This window comes from Idiomarina sp. 28-8 (genome assembly GCF_000320945.2).
GTDB classification, from domain to species: domain Bacteria; phylum Pseudomonadota; class Gammaproteobacteria; order Enterobacterales; family Alteromonadaceae; genus Idiomarina; species Idiomarina loihiensis.
The window spans coordinates 476,340-493,105 of the sequence record NZ_DF266790.1; the positions used below are offsets into that span (position 1 = coordinate 476,340).

Sequence of the window (16,766 nt, forward strand, 5' to 3'; positions counted from 1 at the left end):
AGGCTCAACTTTGTGTTGAGCCTTTTTGTTTTTGCTGCCATTGGTAAAGAATATCAAGCGCCTGCTTCGGAGTCAGATCATTAATGTCCAGTTGTTCCAGCTCATCAAGCAGTGGGTTGCGTTTTTCTGTATGAGACGGGATAGCTTCAGGTGGAGGAGTGAGCTCCATAGTGGCTTGTTTGGGTTCGTTTAAACCACCATGGTGAGTATGCTCCAGTTCGGACAACTTTTGCTTTGCTTTATTTATGACGTGATCGGGGACTCCTGCCAGTTTAGCCACTTGCAAACCAAAGCTCTGACTAGCTGCTCCAGGGCTGACTTTATGTAAAAAAGCAATGGTATCGCCATGCTCTTTTGCATCGACGTGAACGTTTACCGTGGCTGGTAACTCTTCTGCCAATTCCGTTAACTCAAAGTAATGAGTGGCGAATAAGGTCAGGCACTGGAGTTGTCGGGACAGGTAATCGGCACAAGACCACGCCAGTGACAAGCCGTCATAAGTTGAAGTGCCACGACCAATTTCATCCATAAGCACCAGACTTTTTGCTGTGGCGTTATGCAGAATATTCGCAGTTTCTGTCATTTCTACCATAAAAGTCGAGCGGCCTGAGGCTAAATCGTCAGAGGCTCCAATACGGGTAAAGATACGGTCAATGTCGCCAATAACGGCCTTATCAGCTGGTACGTAGCAGCCCATGTGCGCGAGAATAACGATTAACGCGGCTTGTCGCATGTAAGTTGATTTACCCCCCATGTTCGGACCTGTAATCATGAGCATGCGTTGCTGCGGCGTTAGCGACATGGGGTTAGCAATAAAGGGGGCGTCACTCAATTGCTCGATAACCGGGTGACGGGCAGCTTCTAGTTCAATTAAGCTGGTTTCCTTTTGCAGTTGCGGGCGGCAATAACGATAATTGTCAGCCAGCCGTGCAAAACAGCACAAGGTATCGAGTTGAGCCAGACCCGAAGCACTTTTTTGCAATGCAGTCACCTGCGGCAGTAAGTGCTCAAAGAGTTGGTCGTAAAGCCATTTTTCTCTGGCCAGAGAACGCGCCTGAGCATTCAGAACTTTGTCTTCGTGCTCCTTTAACTCTGGAATAATATAGCGCTCTGTATTTTTTAGTGTCTGGCGACGCTGATAGTCATCGGGTACCGCTTCTGACGACTGCCGGCTGACCTCAATAAAGTAGCCGTGAACTCTGTTATAGCCAACTTTTAATGTGGCGATACCACTTCTCTCACGTTCACGCTGCTCCAGTTGTTTCAGGTAGTCGGTAGCACCCGTTGCAAGATCGCGCAATTCATCAAGCTCTCTATCATATCCTTCGGCAATAACACCGCCGTCGCGAATCAATAAAGGTGGCTGCTCAATAACGGCTTTAGTCAACAAGTCGACCACTTCTGGAAAGGGAGCAATAATGTCGTGCAGATAACTCAGCGAACGGTGAGATAAAGACGCTCTGACTTCCGGTATTTTAGCCAGGCTGTCACGCAAACGAGCAAAGTCTTTCGGACGCGCGCTTCGTAAGCCCACACGGGCAACAATACGTTCAATATCGGCTAACTGTTTTAATGTTAGCTGTATATTTTCAAAATTCAGATTTTCTTTTAATGCGTCGACAGCATCATAACGCTGGTTAAGTTCCTGATGGTTCCGAATAGGGCGCTGCAGCCAACGTTGGAATTGGCGGCTTCCCATAGCTGAAACGGTTTTGTCCAGTACCGCCGAAAGGTGTGTATCGCCTTCGCCCATGCTTTGCTGCAGCTCAAGGTTTCTGCGTGTTGCTGCGTCGAGAATAATAGCGTCTTGCGGATGTTCCGTTATTAGCGCCTGAATGTGAGGCAGGGCGGCGCGTTGAGTTTCTTTTACATAATGCAGAATAGCACCGGCGGCTGCCAGGGTAGGCTCATTATTTTTGATACCGAAGCCTTCTAAATGCTGAGTGCCAAACTGGCGAGTAAGCAGCATAAAAGCGGTTTGTTGTTCAAACTCCCAGGCCGGTCGGCGTTTGCATTTCGCTTTTGCTAAAGGTAGTCCGGCCAAGGAAATAGACTCGGGATAGAGCAGTTCGGCTGGCTCTAAACGCTGCATTTCTGCAGCCAGTTGTTCACTGGAATGAGCTTTGGTTAGCCAGAAACGGCCGCTACTTAGCTCCAGACTGGATATTGCGTATTCCGCTTCCGGCTGTTTTGGATTCAGCGGACAAATCGCAACTAACAGATTTTGTCTTTTTTCCGCTAACAGCGACTCGTCAGTGACGGTTCCCGGCGTGACAATACGCACGACTTTTCTTTCAACCGGACCTTTGCTGGTTGCCGGATCGCCAATTTGTTCGCAGATGGCAACGGATTCGCCCATATTGACGAGGCGCGCCAGATAGTTTTCTACTGCGTGATAGGGAACACCTGCCATTGGAATAGGTTCACCATTACTCTGACCCCGCGCTGTGAGGGAGATATCTAACAGTTGGGCTGAGCGTTTCGCGTCTTCAAAAAACAGTTCGTAAAAGTCCCCCATACGATAGAATAAAAGCATGTCAGCATGCTCCGCTTTTATCCGTAGGTATTGCTGCATCATTGGGGTATGTGATTGGATCTGTTTATCAGAGAATTCAGGCATAATTGATTATTCTTATCTGGAGCCAGTGTTATGTTAGCAACCACGGCAATCGCGCCGCAAACCTTTAAACTCGCGGAACAAGTGGGTTCGAGTCTACAGCAGAAGCAGCAGACATTATGCACCGCAGAATCTTGTACCGGAGGAGGGATAGGATACGCTATTACCGAAGTTGCGGGAAGTTCTGCTTGGTTTAATGGTGGATTAATCACCTATACTAATGCCCTTAAGCAAAAGTTGCTGCTGGTTGAGTCTGACGTACTGGAAAAGCATGGTGCAGTTTCTGAAGCCTGTGTTCGGCAAATGGCCGTTGGAGCCATAGCGGCATGTGATGCCGATTGGGGTATTGCTGTGAGTGGTGTGGCAGGCCCCGCAGGCGGTACAGCGGATAAACCAGTGGGTTTGGTGTGGATGGCAATAGCAAATAGTGAAAGCTGTTGGTGCTGGTCTGAACAATTTGCAGGTGACCGCACTCAGGTGCGCTTACAAACCTTAGATACAGTTCTGGATAAACTTATAAATCTAATTGAATTACAATAACTTACTTTTGTTTTAATGAAAAAATAAGAACAACGCTTGATACTGTAAATGTGTACAGTATACTGTTTATAAAACCAGTGATTAATAACGGAGCTTATAATGAGCAATGATCGTCAAAAGGCGTTAGATGCAGCGCTCGGACAAATCGAACGTCAATTTGGTAAAGGTTCTATCATGCGTCTGGGCGATAACCAGACCCTGGATATCGATTCTGTTTCAACCGGTTCGTTAGGGCTGGATATTGCTCTTGGTATTGGTGGCTTGCCTTTTGGGCGGGTTGTAGAAATTTACGGTCCTGAGTCCAGTGGTAAAACGACCATGACTCTGGAAGTGATTGCCGAAGCGCAAAAAATGGGTAAGACCTGTGCCTTCGTAGATGCTGAGCACGCGTTAGACCCGATTTATGCCGAAGCTTTAGGTGTTAACGTTGATGATTTATTAATATCGCAACCAGATACCGGTGAGCAGGCTTTAGAAATTTGTGACATGCTGGTTCGTTCCGGCGCAGTCGATATTGTGATTGTTGACTCGGTAGCAGCGCTAACACCAAAAGCGGAAATTGAAGGCGAAATGGGCGATAGCCATGTTGGCTTGCAGGCTCGTTTAATGTCTCAAGCCCTGCGTAAGCTAACTTCGAACATTAAGAAATCCAACACCATGTGTATTTTCATCAACCAAATTCGGATGAAAATTGGTGTGATGTTTGGTAACCCTGAAACGACTACTGGCGGCAACGCACTGAAGTTTTATTCTTCAGTCCGTCTGGATATTCGTCGTACTGGTGCATTGAAAGAAGGTGACGAAGTTGTTGGTAACGAAACCCGCGTGAAAGTGGTTAAAAACAAGGTCGCTCCACCGTTTAAAGAAGCACATTTCCAAATTTTATACGGCAAAGGTATTTCTAAAGAAGGTGAACTTATTGACCTGGGTGTTAAACACAAAATGGTTGATAAAGCTGGTGCCTGGTACAGCTATAACGGCGACAAGATTGGTCAGGGTAAAGCTAACTCAATGAAGTTTTTGCAGGACAACCCTAAAATTGCCGATGAATTAGAAGGTCGTATTCGCGAACTGTTGTTGTCGAAACCAGAAAAGCGAACAAAAGAAATTCGTGAAGCTGAGCGCGCTGCTGCGAAAGAAGACGAGAAGAGCGAAGCTAAGGCTGACAAGAAAGCAGAAAAGAAAGGTAACGAGAAAGACGACATCAGTTTGTCATAACGGATTTATTTTTCTTAATAACAAGCCGGAGCTTATTGCTCCGGTTTTTTTATGAGTAAAAGTTACTGAAACGCACTTTTGGGTGAGCTGACTGAGAACAGTTCCTGGTAAAGTTTAGCGGCATACCCGTCAGTCATGCCGGAAAGGTAATCAGAAATTACGCGCAGAGCATTCCCGCCTTTTTGTTGCTGTTGCAGATAACGCAAACGGGTATTTTCAGGCAATAAACGTTCCGGCTCTACAGCTAAAACCTCAAACAGCTCCATAACAATTTGCTGCCCTTTAAATTCCTGTGCCTGCATTTCGGGCTTTCGAATGACCCATTTAAAAATAAATTGCTTTAACGAGTTCAGCAGAATTTTTTCGGCTGCTCCTAACTGAACTTCATATTGCAGCAAAGGACAGTCAAAATTGTACTCAGTAGAGTTCAGTCTTGCTGAGGTAAGCAGCCGGTTAACTAATCCTCCTATTGCCTGTTTGCGGAGGTGATGGCTGCCAGAAAAAAGATCTTCGGTTAACTTTCGGGCGTTAAAGTCGGAAAGCTCTGCTTCAAGCTGCTGCAGGTCAGAGAACATGTGTTCTTCCCAGTGATGCCGCTGGATAAGGCCGACAACAATGGCGTCCTCAAGATCATGAACGCCGTAGGCTATATCATCAGCCGCTTCCATAATGGATGCATCAATACTTTTTAGAGCACTTTTTCCGTGGGTAGTTTGTGCTGGTTCATGCACTAAGGACTGGAAATTTTTCTTATCGTTAGTGCTTAGCGGCTGAAGTACCCAGTCTAACTGCTCTGAGTCGTCGTCATACAAGGCTTTTGGTGGCAACCATTCGCGAGTGGGTAAATGACGAAAGTTTGTTACCTCAGGGGGGAGTTCTTGTCTTCGGATTGCGCTGGCTAATACCGGGTACTTTAACAGCCCCAGCAGAGTTCTTCGGGTTAAGCTCATGCCATGTTCAGGCGTGTATGCTTCAAGCTGAGTGACAATACGAAATGTCTGGCCGTTACCTTCAAATCCGCCGTTGTTTCGCATCATATAATTAAGGGCAATTTCACCACCGTGGCCAAATGGCGGATGGCCTATGTCGTGCGCGAGACATAAAGACTCGAGCAAAGGTTCTGAAAGCTCCAGTTGTTCAGCCAGTAACGGATGCTGGTTACTTAAATGAACTACCAGGCTGGCACCAATTTGACTGGCTTCCAGCGAGTGGGTCAGTCGTGTACGGGGGAAGTCGTGCATACCAACATACATAACCTGAGTTTTTGCCTGCAGCCGCCTGAATGCCGCACTGTGAAGAATTCGGGCTTTGTCCCGTTGAAAGTTTGTGCGGGTATCGTTAGGGCGCTGTTCCGAGGTACCTGACTGACGTTCTGTCCAAATCATCTAACTGCTCAGTGATGTTGTTGACGAATGAGTAATCATAGTACGATAGATACATTATTAAGAAAAGTAGGAAACAGCACATGTCGGAAGTGAAAGTCGCTTTAGCTCTGGGCTCTGGAGCGGCCAGAGGATGGGCTCACATTGGTGTCATTAAGGCATTGGAAGAGATGGGCGTGCGCATCAATATGGTGGCCGGTACATCAATTGGCTCGTTAGTAGGAGCCGGCTATGCGTCCGGACGATTGGCCGAAGTAGAGCAATGGGTTCAGGGCATGAACCGTTGGGAAGTGTTTAATTTGCTGGATTTTGGTTTTAACCATGGCGGCATTATTGGTGGAGAAAAAGTCTTTAACCGCGCGCGGGAAGAATTTGGTCAACGCAATATAGAAGATTTGCCTGTTACTTATGGTGCAGTTGCGACCGATTTATACAGCGGTCGCGAAATTTGGTTACGTAAGGGCGACCTTTATGATGTTTCCAGAGCATCTTGTGCCATGCCGGGCGTGTTGTCACCGAAGTCTCTTGACGGACGCTGGCTAATAGACGGAGGCTTGGTGAACCCAGTGCCTGTGTCGTTGTGCCGAGCTTTGGGGGCAGATTTTGTTATTGCTGTGCATCTTAATTCGCAATTAAATTCAAAAGCGTTGAAACGCAGAGGGCGAAGCATCCCACCTCAGACGGAAACCGAGCAGGTTGAAAAAGAAAAAGCTGATATGGAAGAGCACGGAGAGGATGATAACGGCTTTTTTGACAGCCTTTGGTCAGGCAGTAAAGAGTATCTGGACAGTTTTAAAGAACGCTTTAGAAATAATGGTGAAAAAGCACCGGGTATGTTCAGTGTTATGGCAAGCTCCATAGACATTATGCAGGAGCGTATTACTAAGGCCCGTATGGCGGGTGATCCGCCGGATATTTTAGTGCAGCCTAAGCTTGGCCATATCGGTATTATGGAGTTTTATCGGGGTCAGGAAGCCATTGATCTGGGTTACGATACAACCACTAGAATGCGTGACTTGATTATGGAAGAAATTGAACTTTATCGTGAGCGCAGAGGTTAGTCAGAACTTTTTCTGAGTTGAAAAGATAAAGCCGTCTCGCCTGCGCTGAGACGAGACGGCTATTATTCTTAATAACCAGCGGCGTGCCCATCCTTACGGCTTTCAGAAGCACCAATATAGACATCTTGTTCATGGTCTTTCCAGATAGCCTGATAGCCACCGTAGGGTCCCACGGCTTCCTGTAGTGTGTGCCCCATTTTTATTAATTCACGGCGAGTGTTTTTTGAGAAACCATTTTCCAGACTAACAACGCCACCATCTTCCATTATCGATCCTGTTGGCTGACTTGAGCCTGTATGCAGAATACGCGGCGCGTCACCGGCTTCTTGCAAGTTCATATCAAAATCAATGAGGTTGATAAGAATTTGTGCGTGCATTTGTGGCTGCGTAGCTCCTCCCATAACTCCGTAGCTCATAAGCGGCTTACCGTCCTTAGTGACGAAAGCAGGGATAATGGTGTGGAAAGGGCGTTTACCTGGTTCAAATACGTTACGGTGGTTTGGGTCTAACGCAAAGAGCTCGCCCCGGTTTTGCAGAACGAAACCTAAACCGGTTGGAGTAACGCCTGAACCCATACCGCGATAGTTACTTTGAATTAGTGACACCATATTGCCATCTTTATCGGCAGTGGTCAGATAAATAGTGTCGCCCTCTGTTGGCGGGTTACCCGGCTCAAAGGAGCGTCCGGCGCGTTCAGAGTTAATTAGCTGCGAGCGTTTTTTGCCGTACTCTTTGTCGATAAGACCCTGAACCGGTACGTCATTGAACGCCGGATCCGAATAGTATTTAGCACGGTCTTCAAACGCCAGCTTTTTGGCCTCTACAAAATGATGAATGTACTCGGGGCTATCGTGACCCATGGTTTTGATATCAAATTGCTCAAGTATATTCAGAATCTGCAGTGCTGCTATGCCCTGTGTATTGGGTGGTAATTCCCATAAGTCGTAGCCGCGATAGTTAGTGGATACGGGATCAACCCAGGTAGAGCTATGTTGCGCTAAATCATCATATGAGAGAAAACCGTCGTGCTTTTCGACAAAGTCGCTGATAGTACGGGCTATCTTCCCTTTGTAAAAGATGTCGCGACCCTCATTTGCCAATATTTTGTATGTATTGGCAAGGTCGGGGTTTTTAAAACGTTCGCCTTTCTCCGGAACATTGCCGTCACGCATAAAGACGTCGGCAAAGCCGGGGATATCTTTTAGTACTTCGGCGTTACGCTTCATGTAATAAGCGATAACTTCAGTAACCGGAAAACCGGATTCAGCATAGTTAATAGCTGGCTGCAATATTTTCTCCATGCTTAACTCACCGAAGCGGTCGTGCAACTCAAACCAGCCATCTACCGCCCCAGGTACGGATAAGGGAAGTACACCGCGAGCCGGAATTGACTCGTATCCGTTTTCTTTAAAATAGTCGAGCGTTAAGCTTTGCGGGGAACGGCCAGAGGCATTGAGACCATGAAGTTTCTTAGTTTCAGCATCCCAGACAATGGCGTAGAGGTCACCACCAATGCCGTTTCCGGTTGGCTCAACCAGACCTAATACCGCATTAGCTGCAATAGCGGCATCTATTGCATTGCCGCCATCCTGCATAATATCTAATGCAACTTGCGTGGCTAATGGCTGACTTGTTGCGGCCATTGCCGTTGGTGCCATCGCTTCTGAGCGGGTAGCAAAGTGGTGTCCGGTAATACGGTCACTGGCATTACTGGGTAAGGTTGTTGCCGCGCAGGAAAATGCGAGCGCCGCGGATGCAATAATATTTAATTTAGCCATAGTGGTTACCTTTTTGTTTTTCTACCACTATAGGCCGGACTTCTAAAACAAAAAAGACCAGCCACGATGGGCTGGTCTTTTTATCAGTTACAAGTCGTAAATAGTTTAGCCTTTTTTGTCACCATGGTAGTAACCGTCAATGACGCTCTCCATTTCAACAAACTTGTCCTGAAGCTCCTGAGCCGGTTCATCTGTCAGCTTACTGAAGATGATAATCGCCAGAGTCGACAGAATAAAGCCAGGCACCATTTCATAGACAACTTCGTCACTAAGGTCGATACCGAACAGTATTGGACTGAAAATCCAAAGTAGAACGGTAATTGCTCCGGTAAGCATGCCCGCTAGTGCGCCGTTACGGTTCATACGCTTCCAAAATAGACTGAGAATAACGACCGGACCGAAGGCAGCCCCGAATCCTGCCCAGGCTTTAGATACCAGAGCGAGTACCGTTTCTGTCTCACCGTACGCTAGATAAATAGCGACCAGGGTCACTACTAAAACTGACAATCGACCGACCATTACAAGCTCTCTTTCACTTGCGTCTTTACGCAGGAAGGCTTTATAAAAGTCCTCAGTTAATGAACTGGAACTAACCAGTAATTGAGAAGAAATTGTACTCATAATTGCGGCAAGAATAGCGGCAAGTAGGAAACCACCAATAAGTGGGTGGAACAGTACCTGAGAGAACTCAATAAAGATGGTCTCAGCATCAGCTATTCCCATTGGCTGAGTTGCCACATAAGCGATACCAACAAAACCGGTTGCCATAGAGCCGATGATGGATACCACCATCCACGACACGCCAATACGACGAGCGGCTTTTACATCGCTAACTGAACGTATTGCCATAAAGCGTACGATAATGTGTGGTTGGCCAAAGTAGCCAAGACCCCATGCCAGCAGTGAGACGATACCCAGAAAGCCAATCGCTTCGCCTTTGTCTACGTTGTAGAAAAAGTCGAGGAAGTTAGTATCAATGTCGTTAACCTGTCCAACTACACTGCTGTATCCACCGAGGTCGACAAAAGCCACGATAGGCACCAGTACCAAAGCGACAAACATAATACAGCCTTGCACAAAATCGGTCATACTCACCGCCAAAAAGCCCCCGAACAGGGTGTAAGCACAGACAACACCGGCCGTTACCCAGAGCCCTGTGGTGTAATCCATGCCGAAGGAGCTGTCGAACAGCTTTCCTCCCGCAACTAAGCTGGCAGACGTGTACAAGGTGAAAAAGATGATAATAACAACTGAAGAAAAGATACGTAGACGTCGACCTTTATCGTTAAAACGATTAGAGAAATAGCCTGGTATCGTAATTGAGTCGTTAGCAACTTCGGTGTAGGTTCTGAGGCGGGGCGCCACTATGACATAGTTTAAGAATGCACCAATGACCAGACCCACTGCAATCCACAACTGCGATACGCCAGAGACGTAAATTGCACCGGGTAAGCCCATCAACATCCAACCACTCATATCGGATGCACCTGCTGATAATGCCGTAACTGCAGGGCCTAAGCCTCGTCCTCCAAGCATATAGCCTGAAACTGAGTCGGTAGACTTTTTATAGGCGTAAAGCCCAATACCTAGCATGACAATAAAGTACAGCGCTAGTGATATCAGAGTACCTGTTTCCACATTAAACTCCCGTTTTTTAGTTTTTAGTCAGCGATCTTAGCGCTTCTGTCGCTGTTATATTGAATGTTCTGTTTTAAATGTTCGTGCAGCAATTGTTGAACGTAAGTTTGCTGCGTGTCCTCTAGTACTATGTCTGTTTTATCAAACGCGATCATTTTACCACGATATAAAATTAAGATCTTATCCGCAATGTGTTTCACTATTTGCGGCGAATGTGTCACTAAAATGTAAGAAATACCCATATCTTTCTGAAGATCGAGCATTAGGTTAATGATTTGAGCTCTAATTGATGGGTCAAGTGCAACCAGAGCTTCGTCGGCGACAACAATCTGCGGTTCCAGAATAATGGCCCGCGCAATACAGACTCTTTGTTTTTGCCCACTGGACAGCATATGAGGATAAAACTCCCAGTGCTCCCGCAGCATACCAACGCGTTGCAAGGTTAAATTGACCCGCTCCTGGCGCTCGGCGGCTGTTAACTGGGTATTAAATAACAGAGGCTCTTCCAGCTGTTTACCTATGTTGAGGTGCGCATTCAGAGAGTTTTCACTGTCCTGAAATATCATTCGAATGTTGTTACATAGCTGAGGGTAGTTATTGCTATGAAGCTTCTGGCCATTAAGCAGAATTTCGCCACTGGTTGCGGTGTCTACACCACCAATAATTTGTGCCAGGGTCGATTTTCCCGATCCGGTCTCGCCCATTACTGCCAGTATTTCGCCAGCTTCAAGGGTGAAAGACAAAGGCTCTATCGCTACCGACTTAGGAGTCCATGGCCAGCCTTTTCGGGAGCGGTACGTTTTGCCGAGATTTCGAACTTCCAGTAAGTGACTCATGAGCTGCTATCCAGTAGCGGGAAATGGCAATGATACACACGTTGTCGGTCGTGAGTGGCCCGTGGTGCTTTAACGCAAGTTTTTTGAGCGTATGGGCACCGGGGCCCCAGACGACACCCAATTGGCATATGCCGCAAGGTTGGTATGGAGCCGGGCAGGGTCGGTAAACGCGCTTTGTGAGGCAACTCCTGTTGCGTTTGCAATGACATGCGAAGCATCGAGTCGGTATAAGGGTGCGCCGGTTCCGACAAAATGTCCTGAGCAGGACCGGTCTCCATTAGCTGCCCACAATAAAGCAAGGTTAAGCGTTTGGTCTCAGGCAAAATGGAGCCGACATCCTGAGAAATTAGCACCACGGACATTTTTTGGCTAACCGCCAGTCGTGCCAGCAAACGATGGATCTGTAAACGGGTTGAAGGTTCCATCGCGGTGGTGGGTTCGTCGGCAATAAGGAGTCTGGGACGGTGAGCAATGGCTATAGCAATACTCACTTTTTGCGCTATGCCCTGAGACAATTCAAAAGGGTAGCTTTCCATTATAGATTCGTGGTCGCGAATGCCCACTCGGTGAAGCAGTCTTTTGACCCGGGTTTTACGATCAACCCGGCGACGCATGAATGTACCCCGAACATCCCCTTGTGGAATAGCTTCCACAATTTGTTGCTCTACTGTGCTGTTAGGATCGAGGTAGGCATTAGGGTCCTGAAAAATCATAGCCATATCGCGGCCGGTAATTTGCCGGCGCTGCTTTGGCGTCATTGCCAGTAAATCCTGTCCGTTCCACCAAAGTCTGTCGGCGGTAACTTGCCAGTTAGGGTTGATAAAACCCATAATGGCTTTTGCCAGCAAGCTTTTCCCCGACCCGGATTCGCCCACAATACTGTGAATTTCTCCCTCGGTAAGCTGCAGATTGACTTTATCCAATACTCGAACGATGCCGTGCGCTGTTTGCATCTCTACTGTCAGATTGCGTATATCGAGTAACTGCATTAGCTGTTAACCCTTTCTTTTAATGCACGGCGCAGGCTGTCTCCGACAATGTTAATGGCCATAATGGTAATAAACAAGGTTACGCCCGGCAGCACCATGGACCAGGGCGATAAATAAACCTCGTCCAGACTGCGTGCCAGCATGCTGCCCCATTCAGGAGTTGGAGCCTGAATACCCAGCCCAAGAAAGCTAAGAGCCGCAATATCCATAATAGCAACGGAAAGCGATACCGTAAGTTGCATGACCAATGTGGGGGTCACGTTAGGTAATATCACCCGGTAAAGCAAGTAGGCTTTGGAGCAACCATTGAGTCTCGAGGCGGTAACATAGTCCTTATGCCATTCTTCGTGCACCGCATTACGGGTAACGAAGATAAACTGTGGAATTAACGAAAGCGTTATAGCAAAGGCTACGTTATTAAAACCGGTACCGAGAATCGCAATGATGATAAGCGCCATCAAGAAGGAAGGAATGGACAGCAAAGTATCAAAAAGTCGCGATAAGCTTTGGTATTTTATAGTTCGGTCGATACCGGCAAGAGCCCCTATGCTCATGCCAATTAGTGAGGATACAGCAACCATAAGTATGGGGAGTCCCAGACTGTATAGTCCACCAATTAATAGCCGCGATAGCATGTCCCGACCTAAATCGTCGGTGCCAAACAAATAATTCATATTGCCGCTTTCGACCCATGAAGGGGGAAGTGCAATGGCATCAGAGAACTGGGCTGACGTATTAAAGGGTGCGAGCAAGGGGGACAGCAACACAACCAATATCATTGCCAGCAGAACATACAAGGCGGCCATGGAGAGAAACCTTGAGCGGAAGCTCTTCCAGACTAGCTTGAGTGGCGACGGGGTTTCATCGTGATGGTAAAGATTAACGTGTGGCATATTGTTCGTGCCTCACTATTGGGAATCGCCAGCCATGATATAGCTCGACCAGTAAGTTAAAGAACAAAATAACGAAAGCGAACATTAATACAGCTGCCTGAATAATAGGGTAGTCACGTTCAAAAATACTGCGGATAAGCCAATTGCCCATTCCCGGCCAGTTAAAAATGGATTCAACCACAATGCTGTTGGTTAACAGTAAACTGAAAATTAGGGTGGTCTGTTGCAGTACCGATTGCACGGCATTAGGAATAGCGTGTTTTACCAGTACTCTAAATTCACTTAACCCGCGGGCACGAGCCGCTTTTACGAAAGGTTTTTGCAGCATTTCCTGGGTTGCATTTCGCATTAAGCGCAGTAACAGCATCATTGGCATGATAGCCAGTATGATCACCGGCAGAACAATATGATTTAAAGCGTCCTGAAGCGCCGCGGCTTTATATTCCGAGTCACTTAAAAATACATCGATGAGAATTGAACCGGTTTGTGGTTCGACACCATATAAAGGGTTTATCTGGCCGGTAATAGGGAACCAACCGAGTTTTATGGCAAACAGTAGTATCAGTAACTGAGCTAACCAGAAAACCGGGATAGAGTAACCAACCATAGCCAGACTTATTACCGTCTGATCGGAGCGCTGACGAAAGCGGGAGGCAGCAAATACACCTAATGGTAAACCAAAAATAATGGCAACCAGTAAGGCCAGAAGAATGAGCTCCATTGAGGCCATAAAGTGTTGAATACCATCGGCAAATACCGGTGTACCATTACTCAGCGATAGCCCCCAGTCGCCGGCAAACAAGTGTTGCAGGTAACGCATGTATTGAATGGCCAGGTTCTGGTCACCGCCACGCAGTTCAACCATGAGTGGATAACTGCTCTGGAACGACCGGATGCCGCTCATATTGGTTATTGGGTCGCCCGGAAACAAGTAATTGAGGCTAAAACTAAACACCGTTAGTAAAAACACAGCAATAATAAAAACGCTTAAACGGCCTATAAGATAGCGGGTCATTGTGACTCTTCCTCCGCGGTATCTTTGGTGGCCAGGCGAAAGTTAATACCGCCATAAGGGGGAAGTTCTACGCCGCTGATGTTTTTCTGCTGTGCCTGAAAGCGTTTTGAGTGGGCAATAGGTAATAAAGGTTGCTGCTGATTCAGTAAGTGCTGAGCTGACTGATACAGAGCTTTACGCTCTTCCGGAACCGTGGTTGCTATGGCGCTGTAAAGCAACTGGTCAAAACCCGGGTGGCACCAGTTAGCCCGGTTGCCACCGGTAGCTACGGCAGCACAGCTCAACAGTGGTCTGAAAAAGTTGTCAGGGTCAGCATTGTCGGCATACCAACCAATGAGCACGGTATCGTGTTCACCACGAGAAAGGCGTCGGCGAAAGGTGTTCCACTCATAAGAAACAATGCTAGCAGAAACGCCAATTTGAGCTAAGTCTGACTGCATCAGTTCCGCCATTCTGCGGGCGTTAGGGTTGTAGACGCGCTGTACCGGCATAGCCCAGATGTTAATATTCAAATTTGAATGACCGGCTTCTTCCAATAAACGTTTGGCTTTTTCCGGGTCATACTGATACTGAATGCCACGGTCATCATAAGCCCAGGATGTTGGCGGTAGTATTGATTGTGCGAGCTCAGCATTACCGTAATATATGGTCTGAATAATTGCTTCGCGGTTAATGGCGTGGCTCAGAGCCTGACGAACCCTGGGGTCATCAAAAGGTGCTTTCTCAGTATTAAATGCCCAGAAAGAGACGTTTGGACTTACTTCATCGGTGACGATTAACTGTTCCCTGTTGAGCGCCTGCAACTCACTCACTAGCGGATAAGGAATAATGTCACATTCGCCGGTGACCAATTTAAGCATACGCTTGTTCGCGTTCGGAGTAATAGAATACACCAGATGTTCAATTCCCGGGCCTTCCCGCCAATACCCAGGATGTCGGGAGTAACGTATTAACACGTCTTTGCGATAACTCTCGAAACGATAGGGGCCGGTTCCTATGGGTAAAGCATCAATTTGCCCGGGCCGGTCGTCAATCAAAAGTTGTTGGGCGTACTCAGCGGATAAAATAATGGCGAAGTCTGTTGCAAGGTTCGCTAAAAAGGAACTGTCGGCATTATTCAGCACAATATCGACCGTCATTTTGTCAATTTTGACAACTTTATTTATTAGTTGATCCAGCCCTGTGGCTCTGAAAAAGGGATAGCTCCCTCCGACCTGATGATAAAGACTGGTCTCATCCAGCCACCGGTTAAAGCTGAATTGAACGTCTTCAGCGGTTAGTTCGCGGCTGGGCTGAAAGTAGTTGGTGGTATGAAACTTTACGCCTTCGCGCAAATGAAACCGATAACGAGTGCCGTTATCCAGAGTTTCCCAGCGCTTCGCAAGTGCAGGTACAAATTTTTGTTGCTCAGCATCGTAATCAATTAACCGGTCGTAGAGTTGAGCTGCAGTTGCATCAACGGTAGTGCCCGAAGTAACAAGCTGTGGATTAAAAGAAGCGGGGTTGCCTTCTGAACAGTAAATAATACCGTTGGCCAGGGGAGCAGGCTCTGGCTCCTCAGACTGACAGCCTGAGAGAAACACTGCTGCAATAACAAGCACATTGGCGTACGCTTTAATCATTAGCTGCAGAAGCCCCTTCCAATAACTGATACTTTTTTAAGTAGCCTCGTAACTGATGATAAGTCAGTCCAAGAAAATTAGCTGTTTTCTTTTGGTTAAACTGACATAAACGCAAGGCTTGCGACAAGACATCAATTTCATACTCTTGCGACTTTTGCTTAAAGTCTATTGGTTGATCGGCGTTGAGTTTCGGCATATCAATTACTTCATTACTTTCAGTATTGCTTTGTTCATTGGCCAATGGCTCTTGCGCTACTGTTTTTTCCGTAACCGGAGTTTTTGGCCGGAACGGACTGTTAAATGGGTCAATAATAATGTCATGAATAGGGACATGACCATTTCCCAGCCGATATAAGCTGCGCTCTACTGTGTTTTTAAGCTCGCGTACGTTACCGGGCCAATGATATTCAAGCAAGGTTTTACGGGCTTTCTCGGAAAAACCACTGAATAACTCCAGTTCCATTTCGCGTGCCATAGAAATAGCAAAGTGCTCAGCAAGTAACATGATATCGTCGCGGCGTTCACGTAGCGGTGGCAGGGTAATAACATCAAATGCCAGGCGATCCAGCAGGTCGGAACGAAACTTGCCCTTGGCAGCTAATGACGGCAGGTCTTCATTGGTAGCGGCAATGAGGCGAGTATCGACTTTAACCGAATGGCGGCCACCTACTCGCTCGAATTCTCCGTACTCAATAACCCGCAGCAGCTTTTCCTGAACCCGCAGGGACGTATTGGCTAATTCATCAAGAAATAGCGAACCACTGTCAGCGCGTTCAAAACGACCTTCGTGCTTTTTAGCTGCGCCGGTAAAAGCGCCGGCTTCATGACCAAAGAGTTCACTGTCGAGTAAGTTTTCATTAAGTGCGGCACAGTTGAGGGTAACGTATTGCTGTTGCCAGCGTCTGGAAAGATAATGACAACGCGCCGCAATAAGCTCTTTGCCTGTACCACGTTCACCAATAATTAATACGGGCTTATCGAGGGGAGCAATCTGCGACACTTGTTCCAGCACATCGGAAAAGCTGTTGGATTGTCCGATGAGGTTGTCGGGTTTTCGCTCAGGGCGCATGTCGAATGCCTTATATTATAGTTATTTTTGCTAATTATTAGTTTATTTTACGAACTCCCGCAAGGGTGTAATTCACATAAACTATAAAAAGTATTTATAAAACAAGTT

Annotated in this window: 13 protein-coding genes; 3 read left to right on the top strand and 10 right to left on the bottom strand. The window is 47.1% G+C overall.

Annotated features, from left to right (window positions below; translation table 11 throughout):
- Positions 1–4 precede the first annotated feature (4 nt).
- The gene (gene mutS / locus RJ32_RS07110) at positions 5–2,620 is read right to left on the bottom strand and encodes a DNA mismatch repair protein MutS (protein ID WP_034820642.1); all 2,616 of its coding nucleotides are present in this window, start codon (positions 2,618–2,620) and stop codon (positions 5–7) included.
- 30 nt (positions 2,621–2,650) lie between these two features.
- Here mutS and RJ32_RS07115 point away from each other — a divergent pair, with 30 nt between their 5' ends.
- Positions 2,651–3,157, top strand: coding sequence for a CinA family protein (locus tag RJ32_RS07115; protein ID WP_034820645.1), 507 nt, complete (start codon positions 2,651–2,653; stop codon positions 3,155–3,157).
- 99 nt (positions 3,158–3,256) lie between these two features.
- The gene (recA, locus tag RJ32_RS07120) at positions 3,257–4,375 is read left to right on the top strand and encodes a recombinase RecA (RefSeq protein ID WP_034820647.1); all 1,119 of its coding nucleotides are present in this window, start codon (positions 3,257–3,259) and stop codon (positions 4,373–4,375) included.
- Between the two features lie 62 nt (positions 4,376–4,437).
- On the opposite strand, the gene RJ32_RS07125 is transcribed toward recA, so the two are convergent.
- Positions 4,438–5,760, bottom strand: a complete 1,323-nt coding sequence (locus tag RJ32_RS07125; RefSeq protein WP_034820648.1) for an anti-phage deoxyguanosine triphosphatase — start codon at positions 5,758–5,760, stop codon at positions 4,438–4,440.
- 80 nt (positions 5,761–5,840) lie between these two features.
- Between RJ32_RS07125 and rssA the strand changes: the two genes are divergently transcribed.
- The gene (gene rssA, locus RJ32_RS07130; protein WP_034820650.1) at positions 5,841–6,818 is read left to right on the top strand and encodes a patatin-like phospholipase RssA; all 978 of its coding nucleotides are present in this window, start codon (positions 5,841–5,843) and stop codon (positions 6,816–6,818) included.
- Positions 6,819–6,886: 68 nt separating this feature from the next.
- On the opposite strand, the gene ggt is transcribed toward rssA, so the two are convergent.
- The 8 genes from ggt to pspF all read right to left on the bottom strand — a co-directional run bounded on the left by ggt (position 6,887) and on the right by pspF (position 16,658).
- Entirely contained in the window at positions 6,887–8,596 is a 1,710-nt protein-coding gene (ggt, locus tag RJ32_RS07135; RefSeq protein WP_034820652.1) for a gamma-glutamyltransferase, read from the bottom strand.
- Positions 8,597–8,701: 105 nt separating this feature from the next.
- Positions 8,702–10,234 carry a sodium/proline symporter PutP gene (gene putP, locus RJ32_RS07140; RefSeq protein WP_034820653.1) on the bottom strand — a complete coding sequence of 511 codons (1,533 nt, stop codon included), beginning with the start codon at positions 10,232–10,234 and terminating at the stop codon, positions 8,702–8,704.
- 23 nt (positions 10,235–10,257) lie between these two features.
- Positions 10,258–11,070: an ATP-binding cassette domain-containing protein gene (locus RJ32_RS07145; protein WP_011233989.1), complete on the bottom strand. Its 813-nt coding sequence runs from the start codon at positions 11,068–11,070 to the stop codon at positions 10,258–10,260.
- A complete protein-coding gene (locus RJ32_RS07150) occupies positions 11,067–12,059 on the bottom strand; it encodes an oligopeptide/dipeptide ABC transporter ATP-binding protein (RefSeq protein WP_011233988.1) in 993 nt (330 codons plus the stop codon). The genes RJ32_RS07145 and RJ32_RS07150 overlap by 4 nt, the downstream gene beginning before the upstream one ends.
- Positions 12,059–12,952 (bottom strand): ABC transporter permease subunit, encoded by an 894-nt coding sequence (locus RJ32_RS07155; protein ID WP_034820655.1) that lies wholly within the window; start codon positions 12,950–12,952, stop codon positions 12,059–12,061. Before RJ32_RS07155 ends, RJ32_RS07150 begins: the two co-directional genes overlap by 1 nt.
- Complete coding sequence (locus RJ32_RS07160; RefSeq protein WP_034820656.1) at positions 12,939–13,967, bottom strand: ABC transporter permease; 1,029 nt, start codon at positions 13,965–13,967, stop codon at positions 12,939–12,941. Before RJ32_RS07160 ends, RJ32_RS07155 begins: the two co-directional genes overlap by 14 nt.
- Positions 13,964–15,589, bottom strand: a complete 1,626-nt coding sequence (locus RJ32_RS07165) for an ABC transporter substrate-binding protein (protein ID WP_034820659.1) — start codon at positions 15,587–15,589, stop codon at positions 13,964–13,966. Before RJ32_RS07165 ends, RJ32_RS07160 begins: the two co-directional genes overlap by 4 nt.
- The gene (gene pspF, locus RJ32_RS07170) at positions 15,582–16,658 is read right to left on the bottom strand and encodes a phage shock protein operon transcriptional activator (protein ID WP_034820662.1); all 1,077 of its coding nucleotides are present in this window, start codon (positions 16,656–16,658) and stop codon (positions 15,582–15,584) included. Before pspF ends, RJ32_RS07165 begins: the two co-directional genes overlap by 8 nt.
- Positions 16,659–16,766 lie beyond the last annotated feature (108 nt).